The 16,395-nt window shown below is 38.7% G+C and carries 8 protein-coding genes and 2 pseudogenes; 8 read left to right on the top strand and 2 right to left on the bottom strand.

The features are described from left to right. Positions 1-7: 7 nt before the first annotated feature. Positions 8-1,483: a 2,3-bisphosphoglycerate-independent phosphoglycerate mutase gene (gpmI, locus tag AA974_RS04420; RefSeq protein ID WP_064433586.1), complete on the bottom strand. Its 1,476-nt coding sequence runs from the start codon at positions 1,481-1,483 to the stop codon at positions 8-10. Between the two features lie 12 nt (positions 1,484-1,495). Beyond that, on the bottom strand, positions 1,496-2,566 hold the full coding sequence (locus AA974_RS04415; protein WP_064433585.1) for a hypothetical protein: 1,071 nt from the start codon (positions 2,564-2,566) through the stop codon (positions 1,496-1,498). 98 nt (positions 2,567-2,664) lie between these two features. Here AA974_RS04415 and glyS point away from each other — a divergent pair, with 98 nt between their 5' ends. The 8 genes and pseudogenes from glyS (at position 2,665) to AA974_RS04375 (ending at position 16,379) form a co-directional block, all read left to right on the top strand. Next, complete coding sequence (gene glyS, locus AA974_RS04410) at positions 2,665-4,770, top strand: glycine--tRNA ligase subunit beta (protein WP_064433584.1); 2,106 nt, start codon at positions 2,665-2,667, stop codon at positions 4,768-4,770. After that, positions 4,760-6,055 carry a TolC family protein gene (locus AA974_RS04405; RefSeq protein WP_064434067.1) on the top strand — a complete coding sequence of 432 codons (1,296 nt, stop codon included), beginning with the start codon at positions 4,760-4,762 and terminating at the stop codon, positions 6,053-6,055. The genes glyS and AA974_RS04405 overlap by 11 nt, the downstream gene beginning before the upstream one ends. Next, on the top strand, positions 6,052-7,131 hold the full coding sequence (locus AA974_RS04400; protein ID WP_064433583.1) for an efflux RND transporter periplasmic adaptor subunit: 1,080 nt from the start codon (positions 6,052-6,054) through the stop codon (positions 7,129-7,131). Before AA974_RS04405 ends, AA974_RS04400 begins: the two co-directional genes overlap by 4 nt. 4 nt (positions 7,132-7,135) lie before the next feature. Continuing rightward, the gene (locus AA974_RS04395) at positions 7,136-10,195 is read left to right on the top strand and encodes an efflux RND transporter permease subunit (protein WP_064433582.1); all 3,060 of its coding nucleotides are present in this window, start codon (positions 7,136-7,138) and stop codon (positions 10,193-10,195) included. Between the two features lie 15 nt (positions 10,196-10,210). Next, positions 10,211-10,492, top strand: a complete 282-nt coding sequence (locus tag AA974_RS04390) for a DUF3240 family protein (RefSeq protein ID WP_000880314.1) — start codon at positions 10,211-10,213, stop codon at positions 10,490-10,492. A 543-nt stretch (positions 10,493-11,035) separates the two neighbouring features. Then, positions 11,036-12,425, top strand: a pseudogene (locus AA974_RS04385) (dynamin family protein). A gap of 1 nt (position 12,426) precedes the next feature. Beyond that, positions 12,427-14,760 (top strand): annotated as a pseudogene (locus tag AA974_RS07835) (dynamin family protein). Further along, positions 14,757-16,379 carry a dynamin family protein gene (locus tag AA974_RS04375; protein WP_064433581.1) on the top strand — a complete coding sequence of 541 codons (1,623 nt, stop codon included), beginning with the start codon at positions 14,757-14,759 and terminating at the stop codon, positions 16,377-16,379. Before AA974_RS07835 ends, AA974_RS04375 begins: the two are co-directional and overlap by 4 nt. Positions 16,380-16,395: the final 16 nt, after the last annotated feature.

The following is a 16,395-nucleotide window of genomic DNA, read 5'->3' as shown; positions in this document are numbered from 1 at the left end:
CTTTAGTTTAAAATAGGGGTTCGTCCATCGTTGCTGGGGCTTTAATGCCCATGAGTTTTAACACGCTGCTAGCGATATTGTTTAACGCTCCGTTTTTAATGGATTTGACTCCATTCCCTAAAACAAAACAATACACGCTCCCGGCGGTGTGGTTGGTTAAGGGGTTTTGGTTTTCATCTTTCATGCGTTCGCAATTCCCATGATCGCTTGTTAAAAGCATGGCGTAATCCAATTTTTTAGCTAGTGAAAGGATTTCTCCTAAACATGCATCCACTGCTTCTACCGCTTTGATGCTCGCTTCAAAATTCCCCGTATGCCCTACCATGTCGCCATTAGCAAAATTCACAATAATCAAATCCGTGCCTAGTTTCATTTGCTCTAACACCGCAAGGGTCACTTCTTTAGCGCTCATTTCAGGCTTTAAATCATAAGTGGTAACTTTTGGGCTTTGGATAAGCACCCGGTTTTCATTTTTAAAAGGTGCCTCCACTCCGCCATTGATGAAAAAGGTTACATGCGCGTATTTTTCAGTTTCAGCGATATGACTTTGGGTTAGGTTATGTTGAGAGACCACTTCAGCGAGCGTGTTTTGAACGCTTTCTTTGGGGAATAAAATAGGGTAGGGGAAAGTGTTATCATAAGGCGTCATGGTAGCGATATGGAGTTTTTTAAAAGCTTGGTGCTTAAAGCCACTGAATTCCTTTTGGCCTAAAGCGCTCACGATTTCTCTGACCCTATCATTCCTGAAATTGATAAAAATAAAGCTTTCATCATCTTGTAAGCCGTAATAATTTTTAAAGCAAGCGGGTACAATGAATTCATCGGTAATATTTTTATCATACTGGCTTTGGATATACTCGCTAGGGCTTAAAGGCGTGTTATTAAGCCCCATTAAGCTATGATACGCAAGCTCAACCCTTTCAAAGCGCTTGTCCCTATCCATGGCATAAAAACGACCGCTTATGGTAGCGATTTGAATGTTTTCATTGCAGATATTTTGCATTTGTTTTAAATAAGTTAAAGCACTTTTAGGAGCAACATCGCGCCCATCGGTGATTAAATGCAGACAGACCTTCTTATGGAATTTTTCACACTCTAAAGCCAAAGCGATAAAATGTTCAATGTGTGAATGCACGCCTCCATCGCTCATTAAACCCATAAGGTGTACCACCTTGCTTTTTTGGATCGTGTTTAAAAAAGCGGGGTTGTTTTTTAATCCGTCGTTTTGAAGGCTTAAAGAAATTTTAACTAAATCTTGATACAGCACCCTACCAGCCCCAATACACATATGCCCCACTTCAGAATTTCCCATTTGCCCCTTAGGTAAGCCCACGCTCAAGCCATGCGTATCAATTAGGCTATAAGGCAAGGTTTTAAACATCAAGTCATAAGTGGGTTTTTTAGCATGGAAGAAAGCGTTATGATCGCTATCTTTACGATACCCAATGCCATCAGTGATAATCAGAAGAGTTTTTTGTGCCATTTTTAGGACTTTTTAAAGCTCTTGCATGAGAGTAATGTGGTTGGCTAAAATCGCATTTCTTTGCCCTGGAGAGCAATTTTTGCACACTTCTTTATTTTTGGAAGCGGTTTTGGCGTTGCTTTTTATATTATTTTTAATGTTATTCTTGGGGGGGCGTTTTTGAATCACTTTAGCCGGTTTTTGAGGGCTTTTTTTAGCGGGTGTAAAATCAGTGTTGTTGATTTGAGCCAAATACATGGGTTTATCCTTTGCTTTTTCTGGTTTGCTAGTTGTTTGATCGCTAGTTGCCTCTTTCATTTCTTGGGATTTTTCTGCTTGGGTTTTCTCTGTTTGAGTTTCTTTAGTCTCTATTTTAGCTAAAGTTTGGGGCATGGTATTGCCGATAGGGTCTAAATCCAGGTTGCTATTAGCGCTTTTTTGCAATTCTTGGTCATTACCGGACTGCGAATCAAAGATTTTAGATTCTTTCAAACGCCTGATCCTGTCTTGTATCTCTTCATAATATTTTTCAGCTTCGGCGTTAGATTTTTCGCTCCTTTCCCAACGACTGCCCTTGTTGTAAGATTTAATCATGTCTTTTAGATTGTCATGGTAGCGTGTTTTCCAATAGAGCAACTCTTTTAAAGCCACTTCAGAAGCAAACGCATCGTCTTTAATGAGCAACTCCCCCATCACATTACGCAAAAAGGGGCTGTTATTATGCCCATAGCTTTTTAGAACGCTTGGGATATAAGAATGATACACGCCCGCACTCGGATCCGAAAAATTGATTTTATAAACCCCTGCGCATGACTCTTTCCATGCAATACCTGCCATTTCATAGCCTAAATTTTCCTTAGATCCGAATTGATAAGCAAACTTTAAGACTTCTTTTTGCTTAGCATTAAAATCCTTAATATTGTCGCAGTTCGTCATCATGACTTTAGTAACGGGCGATTTGGGCTTGTTTTTAACCCCTTTAGCAGGCTTAGACTCTGTTTTAGCGGAGCTTTCTGCTGCAACTAAACTTAAAGATGCGCTTAAGGCTGTGCCTAGCAATAAGGCTTTAAAGATGGTGTGAGTGAGTGGGGTTAAATGTTTCAAAACGCCTGCCTTTTGTATTAAGAAAGAATAAATTCAAGTATAATTCTAACATGATTTAGTCTTAAAAGTGATTTTGTTTTTTAGGGAGAATTGAGGTTTTGCATTCAGATGAGTTGTTAGTAGAGATTTTAGTTGAAGAATTGCCCGCACAAGCGTTATTGAATGAATATAAAGAAATGCCTAAAAAACTCCACGCTCTTTTTCAAAAGCGCGCTTTAGAAGCGCGAAATATAGAGATTTTTTACACCCCTAGGCGTTTGTGTTTGTCTGTTAAAGACTTTCCCCTTTTAACCCAAGAAACCAAAGAGGAATTTTTTGGGCCTCCCGTTAAAATCGCATGCAACAATAAAGATAAAACGCAAGGGTTGAACGCGTTAGGTTTAGGGTTTTATCAAAAATTAGGGTTAAAAGATCACCAGCATTTCCAAACAGCGTTTAAAAACAATAAAGAAGTGCTTTATCACGCTAAAATCCATGCGAAAGAGCCTACAAAAGATTTAATCATGCCCATTGTATTAGAGTTTTTAGAGGGTTTGAATTTTGGAAAGTCTATGCGTTGGGGTAGCGTGGAAAAAAGCTTCATCAGACCCATTCACAATATTTGCGTGTTGTTTAATGGGGAAAATTTTAACGATATTGAAGTTAAAGAGTATGGTTTTAAAACCAAACAAGCCACAAAAGCGCACCGACAAGAGGGTTTTGATTTTATCCCAGTAAATAGCCCTAAAGCGTATTTTGAAGTTTTAGAAAAAAACCATGTCATTTTAGACCCTAAAAAGCGCGAAGCTAAAATCTTACAAGAAATTAAAGAGCTAGAAAAAAAGCATCGCATCATCGCAGAAATAGATAGGGATCTATTAGATGAGGTTGTAGCGATCACTGAATACCCCACTGCGCTTTTAGGGGAGTTTGACAAGGCGTTTTTAAAATTACCCGGTGAAATCATCACCACTTCCATGAAAGAAAACCAACGCTATTTTGCGCTCTTTAGTCAAAAAAGCCAAGAAGAAAGCCCAACATTACACAACGGCTTTATTGTGGTGAGTAACGCTATCAGTAAAGACAAGCAAAAAATCATTGCAGGCAATCAAAAGGTTTTAAAAGCCCGTTTGAGCGATGCGGTTTTCTTTTATGAAAACGATCTCAAAAAGCCTTTAGATAACGCCCCTCTAGAGAGCGTGGTTTTTGTGCAAGGTTTAGGGACTTTAAAGGATAAAGTGGAACGAGAAGCCATCATCGCTCAATACTTGACGCAAAAATACGCTTCATTTTTAAACATGCCTTTAGAAAAAGCCCTTGAGTTGGTTGGCCGAGCCGTTAAAATCGCTAAGGCGGATTTACTCAGTGAAGTGGTGTATGAATTTAGCGAGCTTCAAGGGATCATGGGCTATTACTACGCTTTAAAACAAAACGAAAACGAGTTAGTCGCCTTGAGTGTGAAAGAGCAGTATTTGCCCGCAAGCGAAAACGATCCCTTGCCTTCTAGCGTTTTTAGCGCGATCGTGGCTTTGAGCTTGAAATTAGACGGCTTGTTTTCTCTTTTTAGCGCGGGTAAAATCCCTAGCGGATCTAAAGATCCTTTTGCTTTAAGGCGCTTGAGTTTTGGGCTATTGAAAATCATCGCACATTATGGGTTAGGATTTGATTTGAAAGCGGATTTGAAAAACCTCTTTGAAAAAGTGGGCGTTTATCAAGGCTTTGATTTAGAGATTTTAGAGAAGTTTTTACTGGAGCGCTTTAATAATCTAATAGATTGTAACCCCTCTATTATAAGGAGCGTGTTAAACACCAACGAGCGAGACATTGTTAAAATCATTCAAAAAGTCAAAGCTTTAAAACGCTTTTTAGACGATCCCAAGAACGCTCAAAAAAAAGAGTTGCTTTTTAGTGCTTTCAAACGCTTAGCCAATATCAATAAAGACAGGAACCCTAACGAATCAAGCGAGTTTTTTACCCGTCTTTTTAAAGAGCCAAAAGAGCATGCCCTTTTTGAAGCGTTCAGTGCGATCAAAACAAGCACTTTTGAGGATTTGGATAGCAAAATAGAGGCTTATTTTGGTTTGCATGCACCTTTAGAAGAATATTTTAAAAGCGTGCTGGTCATGGATAAAGATATAGAAATCCAAAAAAATCGTAAAAATTTCTTGTGGGATGTGTATCAAAGTTTCTTGGAAATTGGGGATATTAAAGAAATTGCGATTTAATTCTTTCAAACGCAAAGTCCAGCGTTTTTGTTTGGGGGTAACTTTTTTAATAAGCAGTGTGGACACGCTTGATGCGAAAATCTTTACCCTACAAGAATTTTTTAAAGAAGTAGAAACCAATTCTATGGAGTTGATCGGTAAAAAAGCCGATTTTAAAAGCCGTCTGAACGAACAGCGTTCAATCAATGCATGGGATTTTCCCTATATTGATAATGAAACTTCTATGGTGAAAAACTTCCAAGGCATTATAGAAGCGCAACCCAGAACCGTTTTAATGGTAAAACCCAAGCTCCCATGGGTGAGCTCGCTTTTATCCAAAAGCCTTTCTATTAAAACCATTCAATACGATAAAAGTTATCAATTAAATAAAAATCTCGCTTTTATTGGCGCTAAACGCCTTTATTTGACTTATGTGATGACTAAGGAAAAGTATCAGGTGTATGTGCAACGAGAAGCGAACTTTTATTCGCAGCTCAAAATCGCTAAAGAAAAAGTTAAAGCCGGTAGCATGAGCGAAAAGGACTATATCAACTTTAATAATTCTTATTTGGAATCCAAACTCGCTAAAACCAATGTGGAAACCAAACTCATAGATTTAGAAAAAATGCTAGACACGATGCTCGCTATTGTGGAGCCGGTCAAAGAGGGGGCGCATTTTGACACTTATTTAGACCATTTGCATGATGTCAAGGTGATCGGTTTGGATTTTGAATATGTGCACCTTGAGCCTGAAGCTTTAAAGTTTAAATTGGATCGCTCGTTGTATGTGGATATTTTGGATTTGACAGCTAAAGATTATCAGGTGAATGCGAAGTTAGCGACTAGGGGCGTGTTTAATGAATTTGAGTTCGGGATTGGCGCTGAAAGCTATAACTCTTCTACCAATCTTTCTGTGGAAGTGCGTATCCCTTTACCGGTAACGCCTAAAAATATCTATCAAAAGCGTAAATTCTTGGATTTGCAAAGCGGGACGCTCGCGCAAAATGAAGTGATGAAACGAAACATTAGAATCAACGCCAACTCCTACTTAAACCAGCTCAAAACTAAAGAAGCATACATTGAAACCCAAAAAGAAGCCATTGCCAATAAGAAGCGTTTGATGGAAATGGGGCGCATCGCTTATGAATCCCAAAAAATCGGACTTTTTGAATACTTGATTTATCAAAATTCTTACATGGACGCTCTCATCACTCTAGCGGAAGCTAAGATTGAATACATTGATATTAGCGCGCTTTTAGAAGAGACTTTAGGGGAGAGCTTGACCAGACTAGGAGAATTGCATTGAAGCGGGCATTATTGTGGCTTATGTTAATGGGCGTTTTTTCAATAGGTGTTTCTTTGGAGGCTAAAGAGTATCCAGAAATTGTTTTAGAAGAAAAAAACCTGCAACCCATGGGGTTAAAGGTTGTTAAATTAGATAAAGAAATTTTTAGTAAAGGGCTTCCTTTTAACGCTTATATTGATTTTGATAGTAAAAGCTCTGTGGTGCAGAGCTTGAGTTTTGATGCGTCTGTGGTCGCGGTTTATAAAAGAGAGGGCGAGCAGGTGAAAGCTGGAGATGCGATCTGTGAAGTGAGCTCTATTGATTTGAGCAATTTGTATTTTGAATTGCAAAATAACCAAAATAAATTAAAAATCGCTAAAGATATTACTAAAAAAGATTTAGAGCTTTATAGGGCCGGGGTGATCCCTAAAAGGGAGTATCAAACTAGCTTTCTAACCAGTAAAGAAATGGGCTTAAAGGTGGAACAATTAGAGAGCGTGTTTAAAAGCTTTGGCGTGGATCCCAAAAACCCTAAAGGGCAGTATGGTTTTAGGATTGTGGCTAGAGACAGCGGTCTTTTAGCGTTAGCGCCTAAAAATGTGGGCGAGAAGATTTTAGCTTTCACTAGCTATGTGCGTATTTCAAAAAGCGATGATCTGATCGCTCAAATCAAATTGCCTGTAGGCGTTTCTAAATCCATTAAAAGAGATTCACCGGTCTATAGTGAAGAGGGGGAAAAAATCGGGAAGATTCAAAGCGTTTCGGTGGTGTTAGACAAAGGATCTAACACGATTTTAGCCACTGCTTTATTAGATGAGGGCAATTACCATGTGGGGGAAATGGTAGAAATGTATATTCAAGGCTCACAGCCTAAAGGCTCGGTTTTGATCCCTTCAAACGCTTTAATCAGAAACGGGAAAGATTACCTGGTGTTTGTAAGGACGCCTAAAGGTTTTAGGCCTGTGGCGGTTCAAGTTTTAGAAGAGCGCAGCAAGATTTTTATCGTGAATGCTAAAAATTTACACCCTAATGACAGCGTAGCAGTGGGGTCATTGATAGGGTTAAAAGGCTTGATCAACGGATTAGGGGAAGAATAGAATAATGCTCGCTTCCATTATTGAATTTTCCTTACGCCAGCGAGTGATCGTGATTGTTTGTGCGATTCTTGTTTTGTTTTTTGGGACTTATAGTTTTATCAACACTCCAGTGGACGCTTTCCCGGATATTTCGCCCACTCAAGTTAAAATCATTTTAAAACTCCCTGGCTCTAGCCCTGAAGAAATGGAAAACAACATCGTGCGCCCTTTAGAATTGGAGCTTTTAGGGCTAAAAGGGCAAAAATCTTTAAGAAGTATTTCAAAATATTCTATTTCAGACATTACGATAGATTTTGATGACAGCGTGGATATTTATTTAGCCAGAAACATTGTTAATGAACGCTTGAGCAGCGTGATGAAAGATTTACCCGTGGGGGTTGAAGGGGGCATGGCACCCATTGTTACGCCGTTATCAGACATCTTTATGTTCACCATTGATGGCAATATCACCGAGATAGAAAAACGACAGCTTTTAGACTTTGTGATCCGCCCGCAATTAAGAATGATTAGCGGCGTGGCGGATGTCAATTCTATTGGAGGCTTTAGCAGAGCGTTTGTGATTGTGCCAGATTTTAATGACATGGCGAGGCTTGGGATAAGCATTTCTGATTTGGAAGAGGCTGTAAGAGTGAATTTAAGAAACAGCGGTGCAGGGCGCGTGGATAGAGATGGCGAAACCTTTTTGGTCAAAATCCAAACCGCTTCTTTGAGTTTAGAAGACATTGGCAAAATCACCGTTTCCACTAATTTAGGGCATTTGCACATTAAGGATTTTGCAAAAGTCATCAGCCAGTCTCGCACCCGATTAGGGTTTGTTACTAAAGATGGCACGGGTGAGACCACAGAGGGCTTGGTGCTTTCTTTAAAAGAAGCTAACACGAAAGAAATCATCACTCAAGTGTATCAAAAATTAGAAGAATTAAAACCCCTTTTACCGAGCGGCGTGTCCCTTAATGTTTTTTATGATCGCTCTGAATTCACGCAAAAAGCCATTGCCACCGTTTCTAAAACGCTCATTGAAGCCGTTGTTTTAATCGTCATCACGCTCTTTTTATTTTTAGGGAATTTGAGAGCGAGCGTGGCTGTGGGAGTGATTTTACCTTTAAGCTTGTCCGTGGCGTTTATTTTTATTAAGATTAGCGATCTGACTTTAAACTTGATGAGTTTAGGGGGGTTGATTATTGCTATAGGCATGCTCATTGACTCAGCCGTGGTGGTGGTGGAAAACGCTTTTGAAACATTAAGCGCTAACACTAAGACCACTAAACTCCATGCGATCTATCGCTCATGCAAAGAAATCGCTGTTTCAGTGGTGAGTGGGGTGGTGATTATTATTGTGTTTTTTGTGCCGATTTTAACCTTACAGGGGTTAGAGGGCAAGATGTTTAGGCCTTTAGCGCAAAGCATTGTGTATGCACTTTTAGGCACTTTAGTTTTATCCATCACTATCATTCCTGTAGTGAGCTCTCTTGTTTTAAAAGCCACGCCCCATAGCGAAACCTTTTTAACGAGGTTTTTAAACAGGATCTACGCCCCTTTATTGGAATTTTTTGCGCGTAACCCTAAAAAAGTGATTTTAGGAGCGTTTGTTTTTTTAATCGCAAGCCTTTCTTTATTCCCTTTTGTGGGGAAGAATTTCATGCCCGCTTTAGATGAGGGCGATGTGGTTTTGAGCGTAGAAACCACCCCTTCTATTTCTTTAGATCAATCTAGGGATCTCATGTTAAACATTGAGAGCGCGATTAAAAAGCATGTCAAAGAAGTTAAAAGCATTGTCGCGCGCACAGGGAGCGATGAATTGGGGCTGGATTTAGGGGGCTTGAATCAAACCGATACTTTTATTTCTTTCATCCCTAAAAAAGAATGGAGCGTCAAAACCAAAGATGAATTATTAGAAAAAATCATAGATTCCTTAAAAGACTTTAAGGGGATTAACTTTTCTTTCACCCAACCCATTGAAATGAGGATTTCTGAAATGCTTACAGGGGTTAGGGGGGATTTAGCGGTTAAGATTTTTGGAGATGATATTAGCGAATTGAATAAATTGAGTTTTCAAATCGTGCAAGCTCTAAAAGGGATTAAAGGATCTAGTGAAGTTTTAACCACGCTCAATGAGGGCGTGAATTATTTGTATGTAACCCCTAATAAAGAAGCGATGGCGGATGTGGGGATCACTAGCAATGAATTTTCCAAGTTTTTAAAATCCGCTTTAGAGGGCTTGGTTGTAGATGTGATCCCTACAGGGATTTCACGAACGCCGGTGATGATCCGTCAAGAGAGCGATTTTGCAAGCTCTATCACTAAAATCAAAAGTTTAGCCTTGACTTCAAAATATGGCGTTTTAGTGCCTATCACTTCTATCGCTAAAATTGAAGAAGTGGATGGTCCTGTTTCTATCGTGCGTGAAAATTCAATGCGCTTAAGCGTGGTCCGCAGTAATGTGGTGGGGCGCGATTTGAACTCTTTTGTAGAAGAGGCTAAAAAAGTGATCGCTCAAAACATCAAACTCCCTCCCAGCTACTATATCACTTATGGGGGGCAGTTTGAAAACCAGCAACGGGCCAATAAAAGGCTTTCCACCGTTATCCCTTTAAGCATCTTAGCGATTTTTTTCATTCTTTTTTTCACTTTTAAAAGCATTCCTTTAGCCTTGCTCATTCTTTTGAATATCCCTTTTGCGGTTACTGGAGGCCTTATTGCGTTGTTTGTGGTAGGGGAGTATATTTCAGTGCCAGCGAGCGTGGGCTTTATCGCTCTTTTTGGGATTGCGGTTTTAAATGGCGTGGTGATGATAGGCTATTTTAAAGAGCTTTTATTGCAAGGAAAAAGCGTAGAAGAATGCGTTTTATTGGGTGCTAAAAGGCGTTTGAGGCCGGTGTTAATGACTGCTTGCATCGCCGGTTTGGGTTTGATACCTTTATTGTTTTCTCATAGCGTGGGATCAGAAGTCCAAAAACCTTTAGCGATCGTAGTGCTTGGGGGCTTAGTCACCTCAAGCGCTCTAACCTTACTCTTACTGCCGCCCATGTTCATGCTCATTGCTAAAAAGATTAAAATCGTTTGAATTAAGGGATTTCGCATGCTAGCTTTAGAAATTTATATTGATATTTGCTTGAAAGACGCTTTAATAGATTATTTATTTGAAAAAGGCTTTGATGATTTTTTTTATGTGGAATGCTATAAATACGCCGCTTCTTCGCTGCTCTTAAGCCAAAAAGAGCAGGTGAGCGGGCGTAAAGACTACGCTAAATTCAAGCTTTTTTTAAGCGATGAAATCGCTTTATCTCTAGCCCAAGCTTTAAAAAACCAGTTCGCTTCTAAAGAAATGAAATTGTTTTATTCTCAAACGCATGGGTTGTAAAATGCTTGCTTAAGCGATAGTTTCTTAAAGTTGGGGAAGGGTTTGAGCCAAAAAGAAAGAAATCGAGCTTTATAAAAAATTTCTACAATAAAATAAAATGTGAGACAATAAAAATGCTTGAAGCATTTTTATTGCAATCAAATATTAAAAGAGCTTGATTTTAATCAAGCGATAGTTCTTTAAGCGGTCTTGGGGGATAGGGGGTTTTTAAGGGGGTTAAGGGGAGGTTATCGCAAAATCCCCCCTCATCCCCTTAAGGAAAGAAGTTTGACCATATCAAAATGAAAGAAAAAACGAGTTCTTGATCAATAAAAAGAACCTTGAAAAAGTATCAAAATCAAGTATAATACCAACCATTAAATGGTGCCAGGAATTTGTAATGATGGTTATTCTTAAAAATTCGCTTTTCTCTCTCTCTCTCTAGTCAGCCGTTTTATCTTTTCACCCCCATATAAACCCATACCCATATAAACCCTTTTAGGGATTTTTGCGTCTTGTTTGGATTTTAGTTTTTAATTTTTAATTTAATATAAAGGGTTGATGATGGTTTTATGCGCACAGACGAATTTTGTGGAGTTTTTAGAACAGGTTTTAGAAGTTTTAAAAGAAGTAGAGATTGATAAAACAGAATGCTCTATTCTTTTAGAAAGCATTCAAAAACAACAGCTTGTGATACCCATTGTGGGGAATTTTAGCGCAGGGAAAAGCACGCTATTGAACCGCTTTTTAGAAAAGAGCGTTTTGCCTACCGCTATCACGCCAGAGACTTCTTTAGCCGCAGAGTTGCACTATAGCGTTAATGAACGCATAGAGGCTTTTTCAAACAACGATGAAAAAGCAGAAAGTTTTGAACTGAATGAGCAAAGTTTTGAGGCGATTAAAAACAATGCCGCAAAGTATTCCTACCTTAAGGTTTATTTGAATAATGAAGCTTTGAAAAACAGCGCCCCTTTAGTGTTTGTGGATATGCCTGGGTTTGATAGCCCTATTTCAAGCCACACCCATGCCGTTTTGGAATATTTAGAAAGAGGCGTGCATTTTGTCATTCTCGCAAGAGTAGAAGAGGGCGCTCTCACTAAACGCATGGTTAGGGAGTTAAAAAACCTTTTAGAGTTTGACAAAGGCATTAGCTTTATTTTGAGTAAAACGAATTTAAGAGCGCCTTCGCAAGCAGAAGAGGTTTCTCATTATATTGAAGAGCAAATCAAAGATCACCTTGATTTGACAACGTGCCTTATCCGCTCTGATAAAGACAATAACGCTCTTTTAGAGGTAGCGGATAAAATAGACGCTGAAAAGCTTTTCAGCTCTTTGTATTTGAAACGATTGAAGTCTTTGAACTTCCGGTTACAAAACAGCCTAAAAAGCGTGATTGAAAGCTTTGATTACTCTAAAGAAAAGGCTTTAGAAGAAATCCAAGTTTTGGATTTGGGCGTTAAAGACATTGAAAAAACCTATTTAATCAACAGGCCTAACGAGCTTAATAGCGAAATAGAAAGCATCATGCAACAAAGCTTGATCAAAAACACTAAATTAGAGATTGAAAAAATCAACCTTTCCTTTTCGCAAGATTTCCATGCGGAATTTGAAAGCTTGAACAACATGCAACTTTCTAGCGATTTTTCTGTGAATTTAGAGCATGGGATTGAATTAGAGATCAACGCTTTAAGCGTGATTTTATCCAAGAACCCGGCTACAAGACCATTTGTGCTGATTTTAAAAGGGTTAAAATCTCTTTTAAAAGATTTACTGACATTGTTGCCTATCCTTAAAAGATCGGTGCGAATTGGAAATCACGCATAAAAAACAAGAAATCGCTCTTGCGCAAACAGAAAAAGAAAAACACCTAAACGATCTAGAAGATCAAAAACAAATCTTAGAAAATAAGATCAACGCTTTAAGCACTTTAGAACAACAATATTTAAAGGATTAAAATGAACGCACAAGAACTCATTAAAAAAAGCGCTTTAGTTGAAAAAGTGATAAAAGAACAAGGCTTGCAAGAAAAAGCGGGGCCTTTGATAAGCGAAAACGCTGTGATTAAAACAGAAGAGTTAGAGAAAACGATAAAAGAGTTGCAAGACAAAGATAGGGATCTTAAAGTCGGTATCATCGGGTGCGTGAAAGCGGGTAAAAGCTCGCTCTTAAACGCTTTGATTTTTGAGGGTAAAGATGTTTTGCCTAAAGCGGCAACGCCCATGACCGCTAGCCTTACTGTTTTAAAATACGCCAAAACCCTAGGCACTGAAGTGGAGTTTTATAGCCAAAAGGATATTGAAGAGCTTAAAAACGAGCATGAAAGGTATGAAAGAGAGTTTCAAAGAATTGTTGATGAAAAAGTCAAAGAACAAAAACAGAATTTTTTAAATAAGACTAAAGAGGGGTTTAAAGGGGCATTAGGGAATTTTGGCAAAAAGTTTAGCACAAACAAAAGCGATAAAGAAGCGTCCAAAGAGAAAACTTTAAGCGATGGAGAAATATTAGAAAAAGCTAGAAGGATCGCTAAAAATGAATTAAACGAGGATACGAAATTTACTTCATCGCACGATCAATACGAACGCATCAAAAAAAGCACTCTAATGAACACTGAAACATTAGATCTGCGCATTCAAGCGGATAACTTAGAAGAGCTTAGTCAAAAATTGCTCCAATTCGTGGGCGCAAACGGAAAATATATGCCCCACACTAAAGCGGTGCAAATTTCTTTGAATAACCCCAACCTTAAAGATTTGGAAGTGATTGACACCCCGGGCGTGAACGATCCGATCGCTTCCAGAGAAGAGCGCACCAAAGCTTTATTGAAAGATTGCCATGTGGTGTTTATCGTAAGCCCTTCTGGTCAGTTTTTAACGGATAGCGATATGGATTTGTTTGACAGGGTTTCTCATAAAGAAGGCCTTCAAGAAATTTATTTTGTGGCAAGCCAAGCAGACGGAGGGGTTTGCTCTATGAGTGAAGCAGAAAAATCAGGCAACCACCTCCCAAAAGCCTTAGAAAGGGTGCAAAAATCCTTTTCATCTCAATTAAATAACACCATAGAAAAGTTGATTCAAGAATACCCTAACCAATGAGAGGTTTTTGAAAAAGCGAAAAGGAATGGCGTCATCTTGACTTCAGGGGTTTGCTTTAACTTGTATAAAGATTTCAAAAACCAAGCTTCTTGGGAAAGCGAAAAACAAGAATACTACACTGCGTGGCAGAATTTAACAGCGGCTTACCCTGACGCTTTTAACAGCGCTGAGAAATCCAAAGAAAGCTTGTTGCTTTTAAGCAATATGGGTGCGATTAAAGAGCGTTTAGAAAAAGCCGCTCAAAGAAAAGATGAAATCATTTCTCAAAGAGTGCAAGATTTTGCAAAAAGCCAAGCAAGCAACCTCCATAATTTGATCGCGCAGTTATTAGAAGAACTAAAAAGAGAAAAAAACAGGATCAAAGATTCTGATGTGAGCGTTATTGCTAAGCAAATAGAGGTTCTTGAAAAGCGCTCTGGTAAGATTGAAACGGAATTTACTGAGGTGTATGAAGAATTTATTGTTGATTTCATCAAAAACATTAGAGACGGCTTGAATGACACATTAACGAAAGCTATCCAAACGGCTAGGGTGGGCGCTAGAGAAGAAGAGAAAGAAGAGCGTTATACTGAAAGAGTGAAGCAAGACGGTGCTTGGGGAAGCTTTAAAAGAAATTTTTTGTTTTGGTTTGATGATGATGCGGGCTATGATGAAGTAGAGCGCACAAGAGCAGTGATCAAAGCCGGAGCGGTGGTTGATTGTTTAATAGAAATGCATGAATGCTGCGAAAAAGCTTTGAATGACAGCGTTCAATCTTTTAAAATCGTTTTTAAAAAAGATCTCTACGCTAAACTCTTTCCTATCTTGCGTCAAATCATCAACGATGATAGTTTGATTGATGAGGTGGCTTTCCAAAAAAGTGTGAGGGCTGTTTTAGATCCCCTTGAATTTGGAGAGTTTGAATATACTCTTCCTAACGAGATAAGCACGCATACGGGCTTTTTAAAAGGCGATGAAGCCGTTCTATTCATCAAAAAAGTGGAAGAGTATTTCAGGGATTTTAAAGATGAGGCTAAAAACGATGTGAGAGAACACTGCGATTTTTTAGAAAAGGAGCTAGGAGAACAAGATTTTGCTAGTGGGGTGCTTTCAAAGCTTCAAAAAGACATGCAAGACCTGCAAAAACAAGTTCAAAATAAAGAACAATCCATCGCTCAATTAGATGCGCAAATCAAAGCTTTAAAGGAGATTCAATGAGTATTAATTTTTTTAATAACCAATTTAGCAGGACTGAAAAGAATGCAGAGCCTTTAAATGCAGAGCCAGAGGGCTTAAAAGAGCGTTATAATTTGATCGCTCGTATTTTAAACGCCAAAATTGAAAATGAAGGGCTAGAGGAATACCAGAGCGTCTTAGATAACGAGTTTTTAGAGTTCGCTAGCGGCGTGGATTCGTTCAAAGAAAAGGAAATAGCATTACTGATGCTCCAAGAAATTAAAAAAGAATTGCAAGTAGTGGCGAGCCACCCTATTTTGTTTCAAAAAAGCATGGTTGCTATAGGGGGAGGGTTTAGCGCGGGCAAATCCACTTTTTTAAACAACTTGTTGGGTTTGAAGAAAATAAAACTCCCTGAAGATGTGAATCCCACTACAGCGATCCCCACTTATTGCTTCAAGGATAAAAAAGAAGCTTTGATGGGGCTTTCTCAAAATAATGGCATGGTGGAATTACCCCATCTCACTTTTGACCATAGTTTTTTAAACTTCCTTGGCTTTAACCTTAAAGAGATCATGCCTTTGATGCTTTTAAGCACCCCTAGCGTGCCTTTCAAACACTTGTGCTTCATAGACACGCCTGGTTATAACCCTTCTAAACAAGGCTATACGGGTGGGGACGAACAAGCCTCTAAAGAATACCTAAAACACGCCAAACACATTTTATGGCTCATTAATTGCGAGAGTGGGTGTGTTCCAAAAGATGATTTAAACTATTTGCAAGAATTATACGAAGAAGGCAAGGAGGTTTTTATCGTATTGAGTAGGGCTGATATGCACGCAAAAAGGCAATTAGAAGAAATCGCTGCCACAATTAAAGGGATTTTAAAAGATAATGGCATTGAGTTTTTAGGGATTAGTGCTTATAGCGCTACAAGGTATCAAGTAATTAAAGAGTTCAACAAAAAAAGCCGCATTTTTGACTCGCTTGAGAAATTTTTAAAGGATTTGGATAAAAGGAGCGAGAAACAAAACGAAATTTTAAGCGCTTTATATAATGTGCATTGGGCGTATGAAAGGGCTATCCAACAAGACGCTAACAGATTCAAACGCTACCAAAGCTCTTTGCATTCTCTCAAATTGGATTTAATGCAAAAGGGTTTTGATGATTTTAATGATGACGCTTTTAATCAAATTGAATCGCTCAAAAAAGAATTTTCTGAGCAAGAGCGATCCAAAAGAGAGAATTTAGAGCGGTTAAACGAAGTGATAGGCTTGTTTAAAGAAAGCATTGATAAGGTTTTTGATCGTGTGAGCGCTTTTAGTTTTGAAAAATACAAAGAAGAATATGACGATGAAAACGACGACGAAGAGGACGATGAAGAAAACTACAGAGAGTTTGAAGAAATCAAAAAAATGGTGCTGTATTTCAGGGATCTCAATTTGTTTTGCTTGGATTGGTATAAAATGAGCCAAGAAGAAATCCAAGAAAGAAGAGAATGGATAGATTATTTGAATGAACTGCTCCAGCTAGACTATTCTTCAGAAAATTTGTCAAGACTTAAAGATTTCAAAGAAACAAATAACAAAGTTTATCAAGAGTCCTTAAACAATGAGAATCTCCAAAACGATTTGCGAGAGTGGAGGCGATCAAAAAGATAGCCCGCGCATAAAGACC

This window comes from Helicobacter pylori (genome assembly GCF_001653475.1).
In the GTDB taxonomy this organism is placed as follows: Bacteria; Campylobacterota; Campylobacteria; order Campylobacterales; family Helicobacteraceae; genus Helicobacter; species Helicobacter pylori_CM.
Note: the sequence above shows the minus strand (reverse complement) of the source record. Positions and strands in the feature narration are given on the sequence as shown.

What these genes read in the sequence shown, in the direction of transcription:
- gpmI (WP_064433586.1), bottom strand. Translation starts at nt 1,483, where the DNA reads ATGGCACAAAAAACTCTTCTGATTATCACTGATGGCATTGGGTATCGT.
- AA974_RS04395 (WP_064433582.1), top strand. Translation starts at nt 7,136, where the DNA reads ATGCTCGCTTCCATTATTGAATTTTCCTTACGCCAGCGAGTGATCGTG.
- AA974_RS04390 (WP_000880314.1), top strand. Translation starts at nt 10,211, where the DNA reads ATGCTAGCTTTAGAAATTTATATTGATATTTGCTTGAAAGACGCTTTA.
- AA974_RS04375 (WP_064433581.1), top strand. Translation starts at nt 14,757, where the DNA reads ATGAGTATTAATTTTTTTAATAACCAATTTAGCAGGACTGAAAAGAAT.